Source organism: Pantoea sp. JZ29, assembly GCF_035190385.1.
Taxonomy (GTDB): domain Bacteria; phylum Pseudomonadota; class Gammaproteobacteria; order Enterobacterales; family Enterobacteriaceae; genus Pantoea; species Pantoea stewartii.
The window spans coordinates 1,468,115-1,482,351 of the sequence record NZ_CP045241.1 but is presented as its reverse complement, the minus strand read 5'-3'; the positions used below and the strand labels follow the sequence as shown (position 1 = coordinate 1,482,351).

At 53.3% G+C, this 14,237-nt stretch carries 13 protein-coding genes; 9 read left to right on the top strand and 4 right to left on the bottom strand.

Annotated elements, in window-relative coordinates:
• Positions 1 to 3: 3 nt before the first annotated feature.
• The 3 genes from fruK to GC090_RS06980 all read right to left on the bottom strand — a co-directional run bounded on the left by fruK (position 4) and on the right by GC090_RS06980 (position 2,814).
• The gene (gene fruK / locus GC090_RS06990; RefSeq protein WP_006119955.1) at positions 4 to 942 is read right to left on the bottom strand and encodes a 1-phosphofructokinase; all 939 of its coding nucleotides are present in this window, start codon (positions 940 to 942) and stop codon (positions 4 to 6) included.
• Positions 939 to 2,069 carry a fused PTS fructose transporter subunit IIA/HPr protein gene (gene fruB, locus GC090_RS06985; RefSeq protein WP_006119956.1) on the bottom strand — a complete coding sequence of 377 codons (1,131 nt, stop codon included), beginning with the start codon at positions 2,067 to 2,069 and terminating at the stop codon, positions 939 to 941. Before fruB ends, fruK begins: the two co-directional genes overlap by 4 nt.
• 490 nt (positions 2,070 to 2,559) lie before the next feature.
• Positions 2,560 to 2,814, bottom strand: a complete 255-nt coding sequence (locus GC090_RS06980) for a YkgJ family cysteine cluster protein (RefSeq protein ID WP_006119957.1) — start codon at positions 2,812 to 2,814, stop codon at positions 2,560 to 2,562.
• 272 nt (positions 2,815 to 3,086) lie between these two features.
• Here GC090_RS06980 and yeiP point away from each other — a divergent pair, with 272 nt between their 5' ends.
• From yeiP to yejF, 9 genes are all read left to right on the top strand, one after another.
• Entirely contained in the window at positions 3,087 to 3,659 is a 573-nt protein-coding gene (gene yeiP, locus GC090_RS06975; protein WP_006119958.1) for an elongation factor P-like protein YeiP, read from the top strand.
• A gap of 78 nt (positions 3,660 to 3,737) precedes the next feature.
• On the top strand, positions 3,738 to 4,715 hold the full coding sequence (locus GC090_RS06970; RefSeq protein WP_324021190.1) for a CobW family GTP-binding protein: 978 nt from the start codon (positions 3,738 to 3,740) through the stop codon (positions 4,713 to 4,715).
• Between the two features lie 42 nt (positions 4,716 to 4,757).
• Positions 4,758 to 5,465: a phosphatase PAP2 family protein gene (locus GC090_RS06965; RefSeq protein WP_006119960.1), complete on the top strand. Its 708-nt coding sequence runs from the start codon at positions 4,758 to 4,760 to the stop codon at positions 5,463 to 5,465.
• Positions 5,466 to 5,974: 509 nt separating this feature from the next.
• Positions 5,975 to 6,541: a bifunctional murein DD-endopeptidase/murein LD-carboxypeptidase gene (gene mepS / locus GC090_RS06960; protein WP_006119961.1), complete on the top strand. Its 567-nt coding sequence runs from the start codon at positions 5,975 to 5,977 to the stop codon at positions 6,539 to 6,541.
• A 208-nt stretch (positions 6,542 to 6,749) separates the two neighbouring features.
• Positions 6,750 to 8,327: a cyclic di-3',5'-guanosine monophosphate phosphodiesterase PdeN gene (locus GC090_RS06955; RefSeq protein ID WP_033740578.1), complete on the top strand. Its 1,578-nt coding sequence runs from the start codon at positions 6,750 to 6,752 to the stop codon at positions 8,325 to 8,327.
• A 41-nt stretch (positions 8,328 to 8,368) separates the two neighbouring features.
• The gene (locus GC090_RS06950; protein WP_324021188.1) at positions 8,369 to 10,177 is read left to right on the top strand and encodes an extracellular solute-binding protein; all 1,809 of its coding nucleotides are present in this window, start codon (positions 8,369 to 8,371) and stop codon (positions 10,175 to 10,177) included.
• 9 nt (positions 10,178 to 10,186) lie between these two features.
• Positions 10,187 to 11,281 (top strand): microcin C ABC transporter permease YejB, encoded by a 1,095-nt coding sequence (locus tag GC090_RS06945; RefSeq protein WP_205958641.1) that lies wholly within the window; start codon positions 10,187 to 10,189, stop codon positions 11,279 to 11,281.
• The gene (locus GC090_RS06940; protein WP_039338172.1) at positions 11,281 to 12,303 is read left to right on the top strand and encodes an ABC transporter permease; all 1,023 of its coding nucleotides are present in this window, start codon (positions 11,281 to 11,283) and stop codon (positions 12,301 to 12,303) included. The genes GC090_RS06945 and GC090_RS06940 overlap by 1 nt, the downstream gene beginning before the upstream one ends.
• Complete coding sequence (gene yejF, locus GC090_RS06935) at positions 12,304 to 13,908, top strand: microcin C ABC transporter ATP-binding protein YejF (protein ID WP_324021186.1); 1,605 nt, start codon at positions 12,304 to 12,306, stop codon at positions 13,906 to 13,908.
• On the opposite strand, the gene GC090_RS06930 is transcribed toward yejF, so the two are convergent.
• Positions 13,895 to 14,215, bottom strand: a complete 321-nt coding sequence (locus tag GC090_RS06930; RefSeq protein WP_033740957.1) for a YejG family protein — start codon at positions 14,213 to 14,215, stop codon at positions 13,895 to 13,897. The two genes, yejF and GC090_RS06930, sit on opposite strands and share 14 nt — an antisense overlap.
• Positions 14,216 to 14,237: the final 22 nt, after the last annotated feature.

Here is a 14,237-nt window from a genome sequence, read left to right as displayed (position 1 = left end):
CTGTTAGTTAACGGGTTGTAAGTCGACGCGCGCCATCATTGCGGCCAACTGGGTACGATCGGTAACGCCAACGTTGCTCTGGCTCACGGCCATCGCGGCTACCGCAGTAGCCAGACGTAACGTATGTTCACTGGATTCACGCATTAACAGGCCATAAATCAGGCCACCTACCATGGAGTCACCTGCCCCAACGGTGCTGACAACCTCGCACACCGGCGGTTTAGCAATCCATTCACCTGAGGCATTGACCCAAAGTGCGCCTTCTGCACCCAGAGAAATCACCACATGTGCAATGCCCTGCTCACGCAACTCGTGCGCTGCGTTAATCACATCCTGCAACGTAGGGAGTTTACGTCCCGCCCAGATTTCCAGCTCGCGACGGTTGGGTTTGACCAGCCATGGTGCGGCCTTCAGGCCTGCGACCAGCGCTTCACGGCTGCTGTCGAAGATAATGCATGGGCAATGGGTGCGCAGTTCGGTCATCCAGCGGGTAAAGGCGTCAGGATCGACACCTTCCGGCAGGCTGCCACTAACGCAAACCATGTCGAACTGACCCAGCCAGGTTAATGAATCGCTGGTAAAACGATCCCAGTCCTGCGCGGTCACCCTGAAGCCGGAAAAGTTGAGATCGGTGACGTCCCCGTTTTGCTCGGTGAGCTTGACGTTGATGCGGGTACGGCCATTGACCACCTGAAAGCGGTTAGCAATCCCCAGTTCACTGAACAGCTGTTGGAAACCATCCTGGTTATCTTTCCCCAGAAAGCCCCCTACGGTGACATCAATCCCCAGATCTTTCAGCACTTTGGCAACATTGATGCCTTTACCGGCAGCATGCAATCCGGTGGTCTTCACCAGGTTCACTTCACCGCGCTCAATTTCAGGCGTATAGCCGACCAGGTCGTACGCAGGATTCAACGTGATAGTTGCCACACGTCTGGTCATGCTGCCCCCTCACCTAATCCGCTGTTGATTGCTTCTTCGATGGCGTCTAATGCCTGCTGTGCATCATCACCACTGGCAGTGAAACGCAGGCGATGGCCTTTTTTCACGCCCAGCGCGACCACTTTCATCAGGCTGCGTCCGTTCGCCGGTTTGCCGCTGCCGTCGAGGTTCGTAATCGTGATCTCACTGTTAAACTGCTTGATAACGCTCACCAGTGCCGTACCCGGACGCGCATGTAAGCCATGCTCGTTTCGGATCGTGAATTCTGCAGTCAGTTGGTCCGCCTGCTCGTCGACTTCGCTGGTCAGCAGGGCATAAACACCTGCCGCATCCGCTTTTAATAAACGATCGGCCTTATTACTCTGCAGCAGAGCGCTGAGGTAGCCCAGCACGTCCAGAGGACGCTCATCAACGGCTGCCACGCTTATCAGCATGTTGACCGGTTCGCCCTGGTGCTCAAACGCGCTCGCTGCGCGGCTGACGGCTACGCCGCTTTGCAGATTGCCTTTACCGCTGTCACTGAGCCAGATGCCCTGTCCCAGACTCAGAGGATGGCGGGACACCACATCCGCGACATAGCTGGCATCAACCACGCCCGCCGCCTGTAAACGCCCGGCATTTAAGGCCTGCAACGTCATCAAATCACGTGCATTGACGTCGAGGGTAATCAGGGAGGTGTCAAAGCTGAACGCCGCGGGCTGCTTCTCACCCATCAGCAGCGCACGCAGATCTTCCGCTGAGGCCGTTTTAAGCTGTTCGGCAACAGAGTCATCACTCAGCACATGCGTAAGCTGACGTAACAAGGCCAGGTGTTCATCGGATTTGGCCGCAATACCAATCGCGACATAGGCGGTCTGATCGTCGCCCCAGGCAATGCCCTGCGGAAACTGAAAGACCTGCACGCCGGTTTTCAGCACCAGATCGCGTGTGTCGGTGGTGCCGTGAGGAATGGCAATACCATTACCCAAAAAGGTAGAGGTCTGCTGCTCACGTGCCAGCATACCGTTGACATAACCTTCCGCCACGTTACCTGCAGCAGTAAGTGCCGCCGCAACCTGACGAATCGCATCTTCTTTATTTTGGGCGCTGGCTCCGGTATGGATGGCCTGCAATTCGAGCTGGAACATAATTCTCCTCGCTTGCTGATTGAATCGTTTCAGCTTACTGGTGTCGAATCTTGCTGTTCGTGCCAGTAAAGGCCGCTACAGCAACGCTGAAACGTTTCAAGAATTGTGCTGAACATGCGTGTCACTGGCAAGAAAATGCGTCAACGACGTAGCAGATCTTTGACGTTACGCACAATTCAGTGAGATCAGAGGATAATCTTAAAAAGCGTGCTGAAGTCTGGGTGACATGAGGTCGATTAACAGGAGGGGAATTTCAGCAACGTCAGCTCCTTGCCATTAATCGCATGCCTCTGCTCTGCTTCAGCGTCAGCAAACACTTTCACAAAGATACGAACAAATTCAGGACGCCATGCAGGCAGGGAGCGATTAACATGCACCAGAGGATAAATTATGCCGTCGACAATACAGCCAGAAATGCGGCGTTTTTAAACAGTGATGATGTCTCAAAAGACAACGAACGCAGCGAAGACGGGAACCTGCACCGGGGAAATCAGGGGGCGGTACTTTGCTCAAGGTGAATCAGATAATCCATCGCATAATGACGGTTACTACCGCACATCTCAACCGATGGCTGTAGTCCGGCGCACACTTTCGGACGCAGAGGCGATCCAAAAATTTTACAGAGGTTATTATCCGCAAGCTGAACGCACCGGGTATTAGCGGGTTTGCCCTGTGGCATTCCCGGAATGGGCGAGGAAATGCTCGGGGCAATACAACATGCGCCACAGTCTGTACGACATTCCATCTTTTACCTCCCCCGAACCGCTAAAGCGCGCACGATAACAGAACGTGCCTTACCCTGACATCACCTTTACAGAGAAACAGGCCAGGCACCGATCGCCGGTCAGGCTGTGATGTCGCGTTTGCAACGCCAATGACGTCATGATCCATGATGTATACTGAGGTGGCTTTATCCTGTTAGTCGCCATCAGGCACAAAATTTTTCGCGCTGTCTTGCCTGTTCACGTCCGCGCGAGTAACGTTGCGCGCACGATCACTCTGTCAGCGAGAACCGCAATGCCAAAAGCGAACGAAATCAAAAAAGGAATGGCCGTCACCCATAACGGCAAACTGCTGCTGGTGAAAGACATTGATGTCCAGAGCCCAAGCGCCCGGGGCGCGGCAACGCTGTATAAAATGCGCTTTACCGATGTGCGCACCGGCATGAAAGTAGAAGAACGCTTCAAAGGCGATGAAATTATTGATGCCATTTCGCTGAGCCGCCGCAGCGTCACCTTCTCTTATATTGATGGTGATGAATACGTCTTCATGGACGATGAAGATTACACGCCTTACGCCTTCAAAAAAGAGCAAATAGAAGAAGAACTGCTGTTTATCCCTGAAGGGGGCATTCCCGGTATCCAGGTGCTCACCATGGACGGACAGGTGCTGGCGCTTGAACTGCCTCAGACGGTTGACATGGAAATTGTGGACACCTCGCCCGGAATTAAAGGCGCGTCGGCCAGCGCACGCACAAAGCCTGCCGGGATGAGTACAGGCCTGGTCGTGCAGGTGCCCGAATATCTCAGTAACGGTGAGCGCATTCGCATCCATGTGGCAGAGCGCCGCTATATGGGACGCGCCGACTGATCCAGTCTGGCGCGTGCGGCAGGCGAATATTGTTATACTATAACAATATTCGCATAATGCTTTGCAGGAGCCTCAGGCATGACACGTGTTAACCTCCTTACCGGATTTTTAGGCAGTGGAAAGACCACTACGCTGCTTCACCTGTTAGCGCATAAGCCCGCCGGGGAAAACTGGGCTGTACTGGTCAATGAATTCGGTGAGATTGGTATTGATGGCGCATTACTTGCCAACCGCGGCGCCACGCTAAAAGAGATTCCCGGCGGCTGTATGTGTTGCGTTAACGGACTGCCCATGCAAATTGGGTTGAACAGGCTGTTAAAGCAGAATAAACCCGACCGTTTATTAATCGAACCCACTGGACTCGGCCATCCCCGCCAGCTCCTGACCATGCTGACCTCGCCTGCCTATGAGCCCTGGCTCACGCTTCAGGCGACGCTGACGCTGCTGGATGCGCGCCAGCTTGCCGACCCACGTATCCTCAATAATGAAAACTTTCGCGATCAACTCCTCGCCGCCGACATCATCATTGGCAATAAACGCGATCGCTGGAGTGACCATGATAAGCAGCGCCTGGCACAATGGCGGACAGCGCATCAGGCCGATCGCCCGTTTGTGGCCACGGAATTTGGCCGTATCCCTCCGGCCTTACTGGACAAACCGCGAGGTGCGCCGCGTGACATTCCGCATCCTGCACATCACTCTCATTCAACGCCCCCGGGCAGTGGTATTGCGGCAATGCGTCTTGACGGGCAGAGCGCGTGGCGTCGGGCGCTCAATCAGGGCCAGGGTTATGTCGCCTGCGGCTGGCTTTTTGACAATGAAACGGTGTTTGACGCTCAGCCTCTGCTTGAATGGGCGAGGCTTGCCCCTGTAGATCGGGTCAAAGGCTTCCTGCGAATAAAGGAAGGCTCAGTCAGTATCAATCGTCAGGGGGAGGATTTTCATTATGAATTGCTGGACACAACGTCGCCAGACAGCCGTGTTGAGATGATTCATTCCGCACCTGCCGACTGGAATAGTTTACAATCCGCCTTGTTGAAGATTCGTTTAAGCTGACATGGTTATGGTCGGCGGTTATTTTTTTACTGGGGCAGATTTATGCACGCAACACGTCTTGTCACCATCCTCCTGCTTAATGCACTGGGGATGATGCTGTTTTTTTCTTGGTACTTACCGCCTCATCACGGGTTTTGGTTTGAAATTGATAAAGGGATTTTTTTCGCCTTCAATAATGAGATGGTTGCTCACCCGGCGTTTGCCCTGCTGGTTGCCATCACTAATTTTCGCGGCTTTGATGCCGTGTCCTTGCTGGCAATGGGCTTGCTCTATCTGTGGCTGTGGTACCGCGAAACGCCCACCGGTCGACGTCGTATGCTGGCCATTGGCATTACCATGCTTGTGACTGCGGTCGTTCTGAATCAGGCCGGCCATCTGTTGCCGGTCAAACACGCCAGCCCGACGCTGTTTTTTGACGGCGTGCATCGTGTCAGTGAGCTGACCGGCATTCCCGCTAAAGATGCGTCAAAGGACAGTTTTCCCGGCGATCATGGCATGATGCTGATGATCTTTGCGGCATTTATGTGGCGTTATTTTGGCTTTCGCCCGTTTTTAGTCGGCGTGGTTATTGTCGTTTTATTCGCTTTGCCGCGCGTGATGGCTGGCGCACACTGGTTTACGGATATTACGGTAGGTTCGCTTTCTGTGGTTCTGGTGGGATTGAGCTGGTGGTTATTAACACCGGCAAGTGATTATCTGGTTAATTGGTTTTATCACAAATTACCGGGCAAAAATAAACCCCAAGGGTAATTAATTAGCGAGGGCGGGTTAATGATTAAATTTTAAACCGCCCTTACTTATAAAAAACTTAAAGTAACAATTAGCACGCTAACAAAAAATCACGCTGAAGCCGATGATATTACTGGATTTATCCTGTCTGATGAAAGCCAGCCGCGCCGCCGCCCTCCCCGTAACCCGCACTATGCCTGGAATTAGCGTGTGTTTTCCCCTTTCATCCTGTTATTACACTTGCATTCCTGTTGATAAAGTGAACAAGTCATTTAAGTTTGATAAGTATCAAAAAAACCTATCAGAATTTGATTAAAAGCACTCGCCACGGCCTCGGGAATCGGTTAATCTCGGTCGCAGTGAGAAAAAAGTCGCGGTATTAAGCATTCTTTAACAGATAAATTGTGGTGATTTACACATTTTTATAATTAAAGCGTTGTCTTGTTCTGGCTGGCTTATTAATCTCATTCCGTTTTGTCATCTGGCTGGCGACAATCTTGTCGTAAGGACTTCGAAGGAAAACCCGAATAATGGTCAAGTCTCAACCAATACTGAGATATATCTGGCGGATAGCGCCCGCTCTGGCGCTGGCAACACTCCTCTCAGCTTGTAGCAGTACCCATAACGCAAAAATCGAGAATCATGAAGTTAACAACCAGAATGGTTTTTTACTTCAAGCGTCTCAGGATGAGTTCGAAGAGATGGTGCGTAATGTCGATGTTAAGACACGCATCATGGATCAATACGCGAGCTGGAAAGGTGTACGTTACCGTCTTGGCGGTGATACTAAACGCGGCATTGATTGTTCCGCTTTCGTACAGCGTACTTTTCGTGAACAATTTGGATTAGATCTTCCTCGTTCGACCTCCGAACAGCAGGGAACAGGGAAAGAAATCGCACGCAGCAGACTGCGCCCGGGTGACTTAGTCCTCTTCCGTGCAGGTTCCACCGGCCGTCATGTTGGTATCTATCTTGGCAACGACAACTTTGTTCATGCCTCGACCAGCAACGGCGTGATGATCTCCAGCCTTAATGAAGATTACTGGAAAAAACGTTATCGCGAAGCACGTCGGGTATTAAGTCGAAATCCGAGCTAGTGTAGAACGAACGTCCTCTCAGCCAGAGAAAAAAGAACGCTGCCTATGCAGCGTTTTTTTTTCTGAATCCAGCGAATCAACGTAAAAAAATACTTGTTTATCAAAATAATAACGAGACATTACTAACTGACTCGTTATATTCTCAAACGCGAAAATGTGTGCGATTGTGCATCATTTAGTTTTGTATTTTGATCAGGGGAAGCACTTCATGCCATTGTCGCGGGCGCTGATACGCCAGGCAACTTATCCTCGTCGCATCGCGTGGAAGAGCGCGATTGTTGGTAGTTTGTTTTTCTTGTTGTTAACGTCTGTTTTGCTTATTCAGACCCAGCACCATCGCAAGCAACAACACAAGCAGTTGCTCATCGACAGCAGCACCGATTTTCAGCACAGCGTGAACGCCCTTATTTCAGATACCCTTATTCCGCTGCTTCCCTTAGTTAAGTCTGAATGCTACATCGTTAATCACGAATTAACCGCGCGTGCAGCCTTTGCGGGTGACATACGCGCCATTATCCTGGTTAAAGACGGTAATGCCTTTTGCTCCTCGGCGACGGGCAGTTTCTTTCAGCCGCTCAGCGCGCTCTCACCGCGCACCGATCCTACACGTGAACGGGATATTCGTTTACTGCCCGGAACGCCAATGCAGCCAACAAAACCGGCGCTGGCGATCTGGATCAAACAACCTGGCACCCAGCAGTCAGGCCTGTTTGTCACGCTGAATGTCAGCCTGTCACCTTATCAACTCAAAGCGTCATCTCACCCCGAAATTACCGGTATCGCGTTACTTGCGCATAATACTGCCCTGACAAGCTGGCAGCCCACGCTGGTGCGAAATCACCTGATCCCCTCACCCCTTATGCAGACGCCAATGGACGGATTGCCGTTTCAGTTTGCACTTTATGGTTCAACCTTATCGGCGAGCGACTACCAAACGATCATGCTGATTAGCCTGTTGTTTGCGTTAATTGTCAGCGGGATGAGCTGGGTGTTACTGTCCCGGGTGCGCCGTCCCGGTAAAGAAATCACGATGGGCATTCGACGTGGCGAGTTTCATGTTGAATATCAGCCCATCATCACAGCAGCAGACAGGCAATCGTACGGCATTGAGGCGCTGCTTCGCTGGACGCACCCTTCAGGCGAAGCAATCTCACCCGACATTTTTATCAGTTATGCCGAAGCGCAAAACCAAATCATTCCCCTGACCCGGCACCTTTTTGAGCTGGTTGCACGTGATGCACATCTACTGCGCCACACGCTGCCGAAAGGAACCTGCATCAGTCTTAATATTTCGCCGCTGCATCTGGGTGCCTGTAGCTTTCGCGATGATGTGCTGTACTGGCAAGACAGCATGCCGCACGATCACTTTCAGTACGTTTTTGAGATTACTGAACGTGCTGTGGTGGAAAACAGTAACGCGGCCGCACTGTTTAACTGGCTTCATCAGCGCGGAATTAAAATTGCGGTAGATGATTTCGGTACCGGGCACAGTGCATTAATCTATCTTGAAAAGTATGCGTTTGATTATCTGAAGATTGACCGTGGGTTTGTTCAAAGTATTGGCACCGAAACGATTACCTCGCCTGTACTGGATACAGTCTTACAGCTGTCAAAGAAACTGAATCTGATGAGCGTGGCGGAAGGCGTTGAGACGGATGAGCAGGCAAGCTGGCTGATCAACCGTGGCGTGACACATTTGCAGGGCTATCTGTTTAGCCGCCCGCTACCGCCCGAACAGGTCAAGGCGTTCTTTCTGCGCCAGACCAGCCAGTCCATCAGCCTGTAACACCGCTGCGGTGTCAAAACGTTCAGGAGACCGCCCTCTTTATGCCGTTCCGCTATGTTGTTTTGCTGCTGTGCTGCTGGTTGACCAGCCCGCTGCACGCCAGCCCGGTGCAGGTCAGTTACACGTTTGCTCAGTTGGGCACGCCGAAGTATGCCGTGGACTTTCATCATTACGACTATGTGAACCCTGACGCGCCGAAGGGCGGCAAAATTGTTCAGGCTGTGCCCGGCACCTACGACAATTTCAACCGCTACGCATCGCGCGGCAATCCGGCGGCGGGCACCGGCACACTGTATGACAGCTTATTTACCACGTCGGATGATGAACCCGGCAGTTACTATCCGCTGATTGCCGAATCCGCCCGTCATCCCGCTGATTTTCGCTGGATGGAGATCACCCTTAACCCGCGTGCGCGATTTCACGATGGCTCTGCCATTACCGCTGAGGATGTCGCGTTTACGTTTCACACATTCATGACCGAAGGCGTGCCCCAGTTTCGTCTCTATTATCGCGGCGTGACGATGGAGGCGGTTAATCGTCTGACGGTGCGTATTACGTTACCGGCACCCGACAAAGATTTGATGCTGAGCTTACTATCGCTGCCGGTGATATCGCATACCTTCTGGCAGAATAAAAAGTTTAACGAACCGCTCAGTCAGCCTCCTCTGTCGAGCGGACCTTACCGCATCAGCCGCTGGAAGCTGGGCCAGTTTATTGAGTACAGTCGCGTGAAGGACTACTGGGCAGCTGATTTGCCGGTCAACCGCGGGCGCTTTAATTTTGACGTCATGCGTTACGACTATTACCTGGATGACAACGTGGCGTTTGAGGCGTTTAAGGCCGGTGCTTTCGACCTGCGAGAAGAGACGTCCGCGAAAAAATGGGCAACGCAGTACCGTGGCCGTCACTTTGACGATCAGCAGATTGTGAAAGAATCTATGCCCAATACCGCGTCAATTGATACGCGCTGGCTGGCGCTCAATAATCAAAAACCCCTGTTTCAGGATCGACGGGTACGCCAGGCGATGGCGCTGGCCTTTGATTTTGAATGGATGAATAAAACGCTGTTCTATCATGCTTTTAAACGTACCAGCAGCTATTTCCAGAATACAAACTATGCTGCAAAGGGCCAACCTGATGCCGCACAGCAACGGCTACTCACCCCTTTCCGTGCGCAGTTACCGCCGGACATCTTTACCGACGCCTGGGCACCCCCGACAACCCATGGCAGCGGTTACGATCGCACGAACCTGCTTAAAGCCATGTCCCTGCTGAACCAGGCTGGCTGGCATGTTAAAAACCAACGCCTGGTGAACGATAAGAACGGAAAACCCTTTACGGCAGAGCTGCTGTTGCCCGGTGGCACCAACAGCGAATGGGCCCTTCCCTATCAGCATAACCTTTCCCGCCTGGGGATCACCTTAACGCTGCGTCAGATTGACAGCTCTCAGTATCTGCGTCGCCTGCGCAGCGGCGACTATGATATGGTCAGCACGGTGTATCTCGCGATGCCAACGCCCTCACGTAACCTGCAGGCTAGCTGGCAGTCGGACTATATTCAGTCCTCGTGGAACCACGCCAGGGTTCAGGATCCCGTCGTTGATCACTTCGTTAAAGCGATTGTCGACCATCAGGGTGACGCCGACGCCTTGCTGCCACTGGGGCAGGCGCTGGACCGCATTTTGCTGTGGAATGCGTACATGATCCCGATGTGGTACAGCGCCGACCAGCGCCTTGCCTTTTGGAATAAATTTTCCCATCCTGCGAGGAAACCTGATTACAGTACGGGACTGGATAACTGGTGGTATGACGTCAGTAAAGCCGGCCGCCTGCCCGCTAACCGACGCTGAGGACATCCTGTGGCAATGTACTTTTTTCGCAGACTGTTACTGATCATTCCGACCTTGTGGGCCATTATCACACTCAACTTTTTCATTGTGCAGATCGCGCCCGGCGGCCCGGTTGATCAGGCGCTGGCGAACATTCAGTTTGGCCAGACCAGCGGCTTGCCCGGCGCAGGCGGCGCTGACAGCAGCGGAACGCGGGCCAGCCTGAATCGCTCAACGCCTGGCGATAATCAGTATCGCGGCGCACGTGGTCTGGACCCGGAAGTGATCGCCGAAATTGAAAAGCGTTACGGTTTCGACAAACCCATCGGGCAGCGCTATCTTTCGATGCTGTGGAACTACCTGCGCTTTGACTTTGGTGACAGCCTGTTTCGCAGTGCGTCTGTGTTGCAACTGATTAAAGAGAGTTTACCGGTATCCATCAGCCTCGGCCTGTGGAGCACACTGATTATCTATCTGGTGTCGATTCCGTTAGGGATAAAAAAGGCCGTGCGGAATGGTAGCCCGTTTGATATCTGGAGCAGCACGTTCATCATCATTGGCTACTCGGTGCCTGCTTTTCTGTTCGGTATTATGCTGATAGTCCTGTTTGCCGGCGGCAGCTATTTCGACTGGTTTCCCCTGCGCGGGCTGACCTCGCCGCAGTTTGCCACCCTGCCCTGGTATGGCAAGGTGGGGGATTATCTCTGGCATATTGCGCTTCCGGTGCTGGCTACGGTCATTGGCGGTTTTGCTACTTTAACCATGCTGACCAAAAATGCGTTTCTTGATGAGATTCGCAAACATTACGTCGTCACCGCCCGGGCTAAGGGGGTTTCCGAGCGCCGTATCCTGTACCACCACGTGTTCCGCAATGCGATGCTGCTGGTGATAGCCAGCTTCCCCGCCACCTTTATCAGTATGTTTTTTACCAGCTCGGTCCTGATTGAGGTGATGTTCTCGCTGAATGGTTTAGGTCTGCTGGGATTTGATGCCACCGTCCAGCGGGATTATCCGGTGATGTTTGGTACCCTGTATATTTTCACCCTGATTGGGTTGCTGATGAATATCCTGAGTGATTTGACCTACACGCTGGTTGATCCTCGTATCGATTTTGAGAGGCGATAATGCAGATTTCGCGTTTAAACCAGCAACGCTGGCAGCGCTTCCGGCATCATCGACGCGGCTACTGGTCGCTGTGGATTTTTCTGTTTATCTTTGTTCTTTCCCTGTGTGCCGAGCTGGTTGCCAACGACAAGCCGCTGCTGGTGCACTATCAGCACCGCTGGTACGCGCCCCTGTTTTTTAACTACAGCGAAACTGACTTCGGCGGCGACTTTGCGACGGCAGCCGATTATCAGGATCCCTGGCTGCAACAGCGGCTGGAAAAAGCGGGTTGGGCGCTCTGGGCACCCATTCGCTTTGGAGCCAATACCCTCAATTTTGCGTCACAGGTGCCTTTCCCTTCACCTCCCTCGCGACAAAACTGGCTGGGTACTGACGCCAACGGTGGCGACGTGCTGGCGCGGTTGCTGTACGGTCTGCGTATTTCGCTTCTGTTCGGTCTGCTGCTTACGCTGTTTTCCAGCGTCATCGGTATCGTCATTGGCGCAATACAGGGCTACTTTGGCGGCAGAACAGATCTGATAGGACAACGACTTACAGAAGTCTGGTCCGGTATGCCTTCGCTGTTTTTACTGATTCTGCTGTCCAGCGTGGTTCAGCCCAGCTTCTGGTGGCTGCTGCTGGTGACCGTGCTGTTTGGCTGGATGAGCCTGGTCAGCGTGGTCCGAGCCGAATTTTTGCGTACCCGCAACTTTGACTATATTCGCGCGGCGCAGGCGCTGGGCGTCAACGACGCACGCATCATGCTGCGGCATATGCTGCCGAATGCGATGGTCGCTACGCTGACCTTTCTGCCTTTTATTCTGTGCGGTTCGATTACCACGCTGACGTCCCTCGATTTTCTAGGTTTTGGCTTGCCCATCGGTTCGCCTTCGCTGGGTGAATTGCTGCTGCAGGGAAAAAATAATTTGCAGGCACCGTGGCTGGGTTTATCTGGTTTTTTTACGCTAGCGATACTGCTGTCGCTGCTGATTTTCATTGGTGAAGCCGTACGCGACGCCTTCGATCCCAGTAAAGGAGTCTGAATGGACGCGCCGCTGCTTGCCGTTAATCACCTTTCCATCGCCTTTCGTCAGGGCAAACAGCTGCATCAGGTCGTGAAGGATGTTTCACTGTGCGTTGAGGCGGGAGAAACGCTGGCGCTGGTAGGCGAATCCGGCTCGGGTAAAAGCGTCACGGCCCTGTCAGTCATGCGGCTCCTGCATGAGGCCGCCGTCGTCTATCCGCAGGGAGAGATTCTGTTCGCCGGTGAGAACCTGTTAACGGCATCAGAGCAGCGCCTTCGCGGACTGCGTGGCAATCAAATGGCGATGATTTTTCAGGAACCCATGGTTTCTCTCAATCCGCTGCACAGCATCGAAAAACAGCTGTACGAAGTTCTGTCTTTGCATCGCGGGCTGCGGCGGGAAGCGGCACGGGCAGAGATTATTCGCTGTCTGGATCGCGTCGGTATTCGCCAGCCCGCCTCGCGACTCAATGATTTTCCGCACCAGCTCTCCGGCGGTGAACGCCAGCGCGTCATGATCGCCATGGCGCTGCTCACCCAACCGAAGCTGTTGATTGCCGATGAACCGACGACCGCACTGGATGTCACGGTACAGGCGCAAATCCTTACCCTGCTGCGTGAACTGCAACAGGAACTGAATATGGGGATGCTGTTTATTACGCATAACCTGAACATCGTTCGTCAGCTGGCGGATAACGTGAGCGTCATGCGCGCCGGTCAGGTGGTGGAGCACAACCGCAGCGCGGTTCTGCTTCGTCAGCCGGAGCACGCTTACACTCAGCAACTCCTTGCGGCCAACCCGGAAGGCCGCGCCGTGCCGCTCGCGGCCGAATCTCCTGTGATGCTGAACGTGGCGCATTTGCGCGTCACTTTCCCCCTGCATCAGGGGCTGTTTAAGCGTAAAACGGGCGAAAAGATTGCCGTCAACTCGATCAGTTTTCGCCTGAAACGCGGGGAAAGCCTGGGGCTGGTGGGCGAATCCGGTTCGGGGAAAAGCACCACCGGGCTGGCCCTGCTGCGACTGATAGCCGCTCAGGGCGAAGTCTGGTTTGATCATCAACCGCTGCATCAACTGTCACGTAAACAGCTGTTGCCGCTTCGCCGCCGTATTCAGATAGTGTTTCAGGATCCTGACTCTGCGCTTAATCCGCGCATGACCGTCCTGCAAATTATCGCCGAAGGGCTGGCGGTGCATTTTCCGCAGTTGAGTGCGGCACAGCAGGAAGAGCGGGTTATCGCGGTGATGGCAGAAGTCGGGCTGGACACGGAGAGCCGCCATCGTTATCCGGCAGAGTTTTCGGGCGGACAGCGGCAGCGAATCGCTATTGCACGCGCACTGATTCTGGAGCCTGAACTGCTGTTGCTGGATGAACCCACATCATCGCTGGATCGCTCGGTCCAAAAACAGATTCTGGATCTGCTGCGTGGGCTGCAACAGCAACGTCAGCTCAGCTATGTGTTTATCAGCCACGATCTGGAAGTGGTTCGCTCGCTCTGCCATCAGCTGATCGTCCTGCGACAGGGAGAGGTGGTGGAACAAGGTGACTGTGAAACGTTATTCGCCGCCCCACAGCAAGCCTATACTCGCGAGCTGCTCAGGTCAGTGGCGCTCAGCGACCAATAAAGGTCTCCGCAATCGCAACGCCCTGGTTTTTCAGACAGCAGTTAGTGGCGCTTTCATCACAACGGCGGATAAAAAGACAGGGTTGCCCTTCGCACTCGGCAATTTTGCCATCGACCTGAATGGCGGTCAGCATGTCTTTCAGTTCATGCAAAATCTCCCAGGCGGGCACGCCATCATGGCTTATCAGACGAAGCGCGATAACATCGTGCTCTTCTGAATCCGTATCGTCAGTCTCAATCACGCTATGACGATCGCTCAACCAGCGAAACCGCTGGGGTAAACGATGCACCACCGAAAGTTGCAACATAGTGATCAGTATCTCCAGAGAA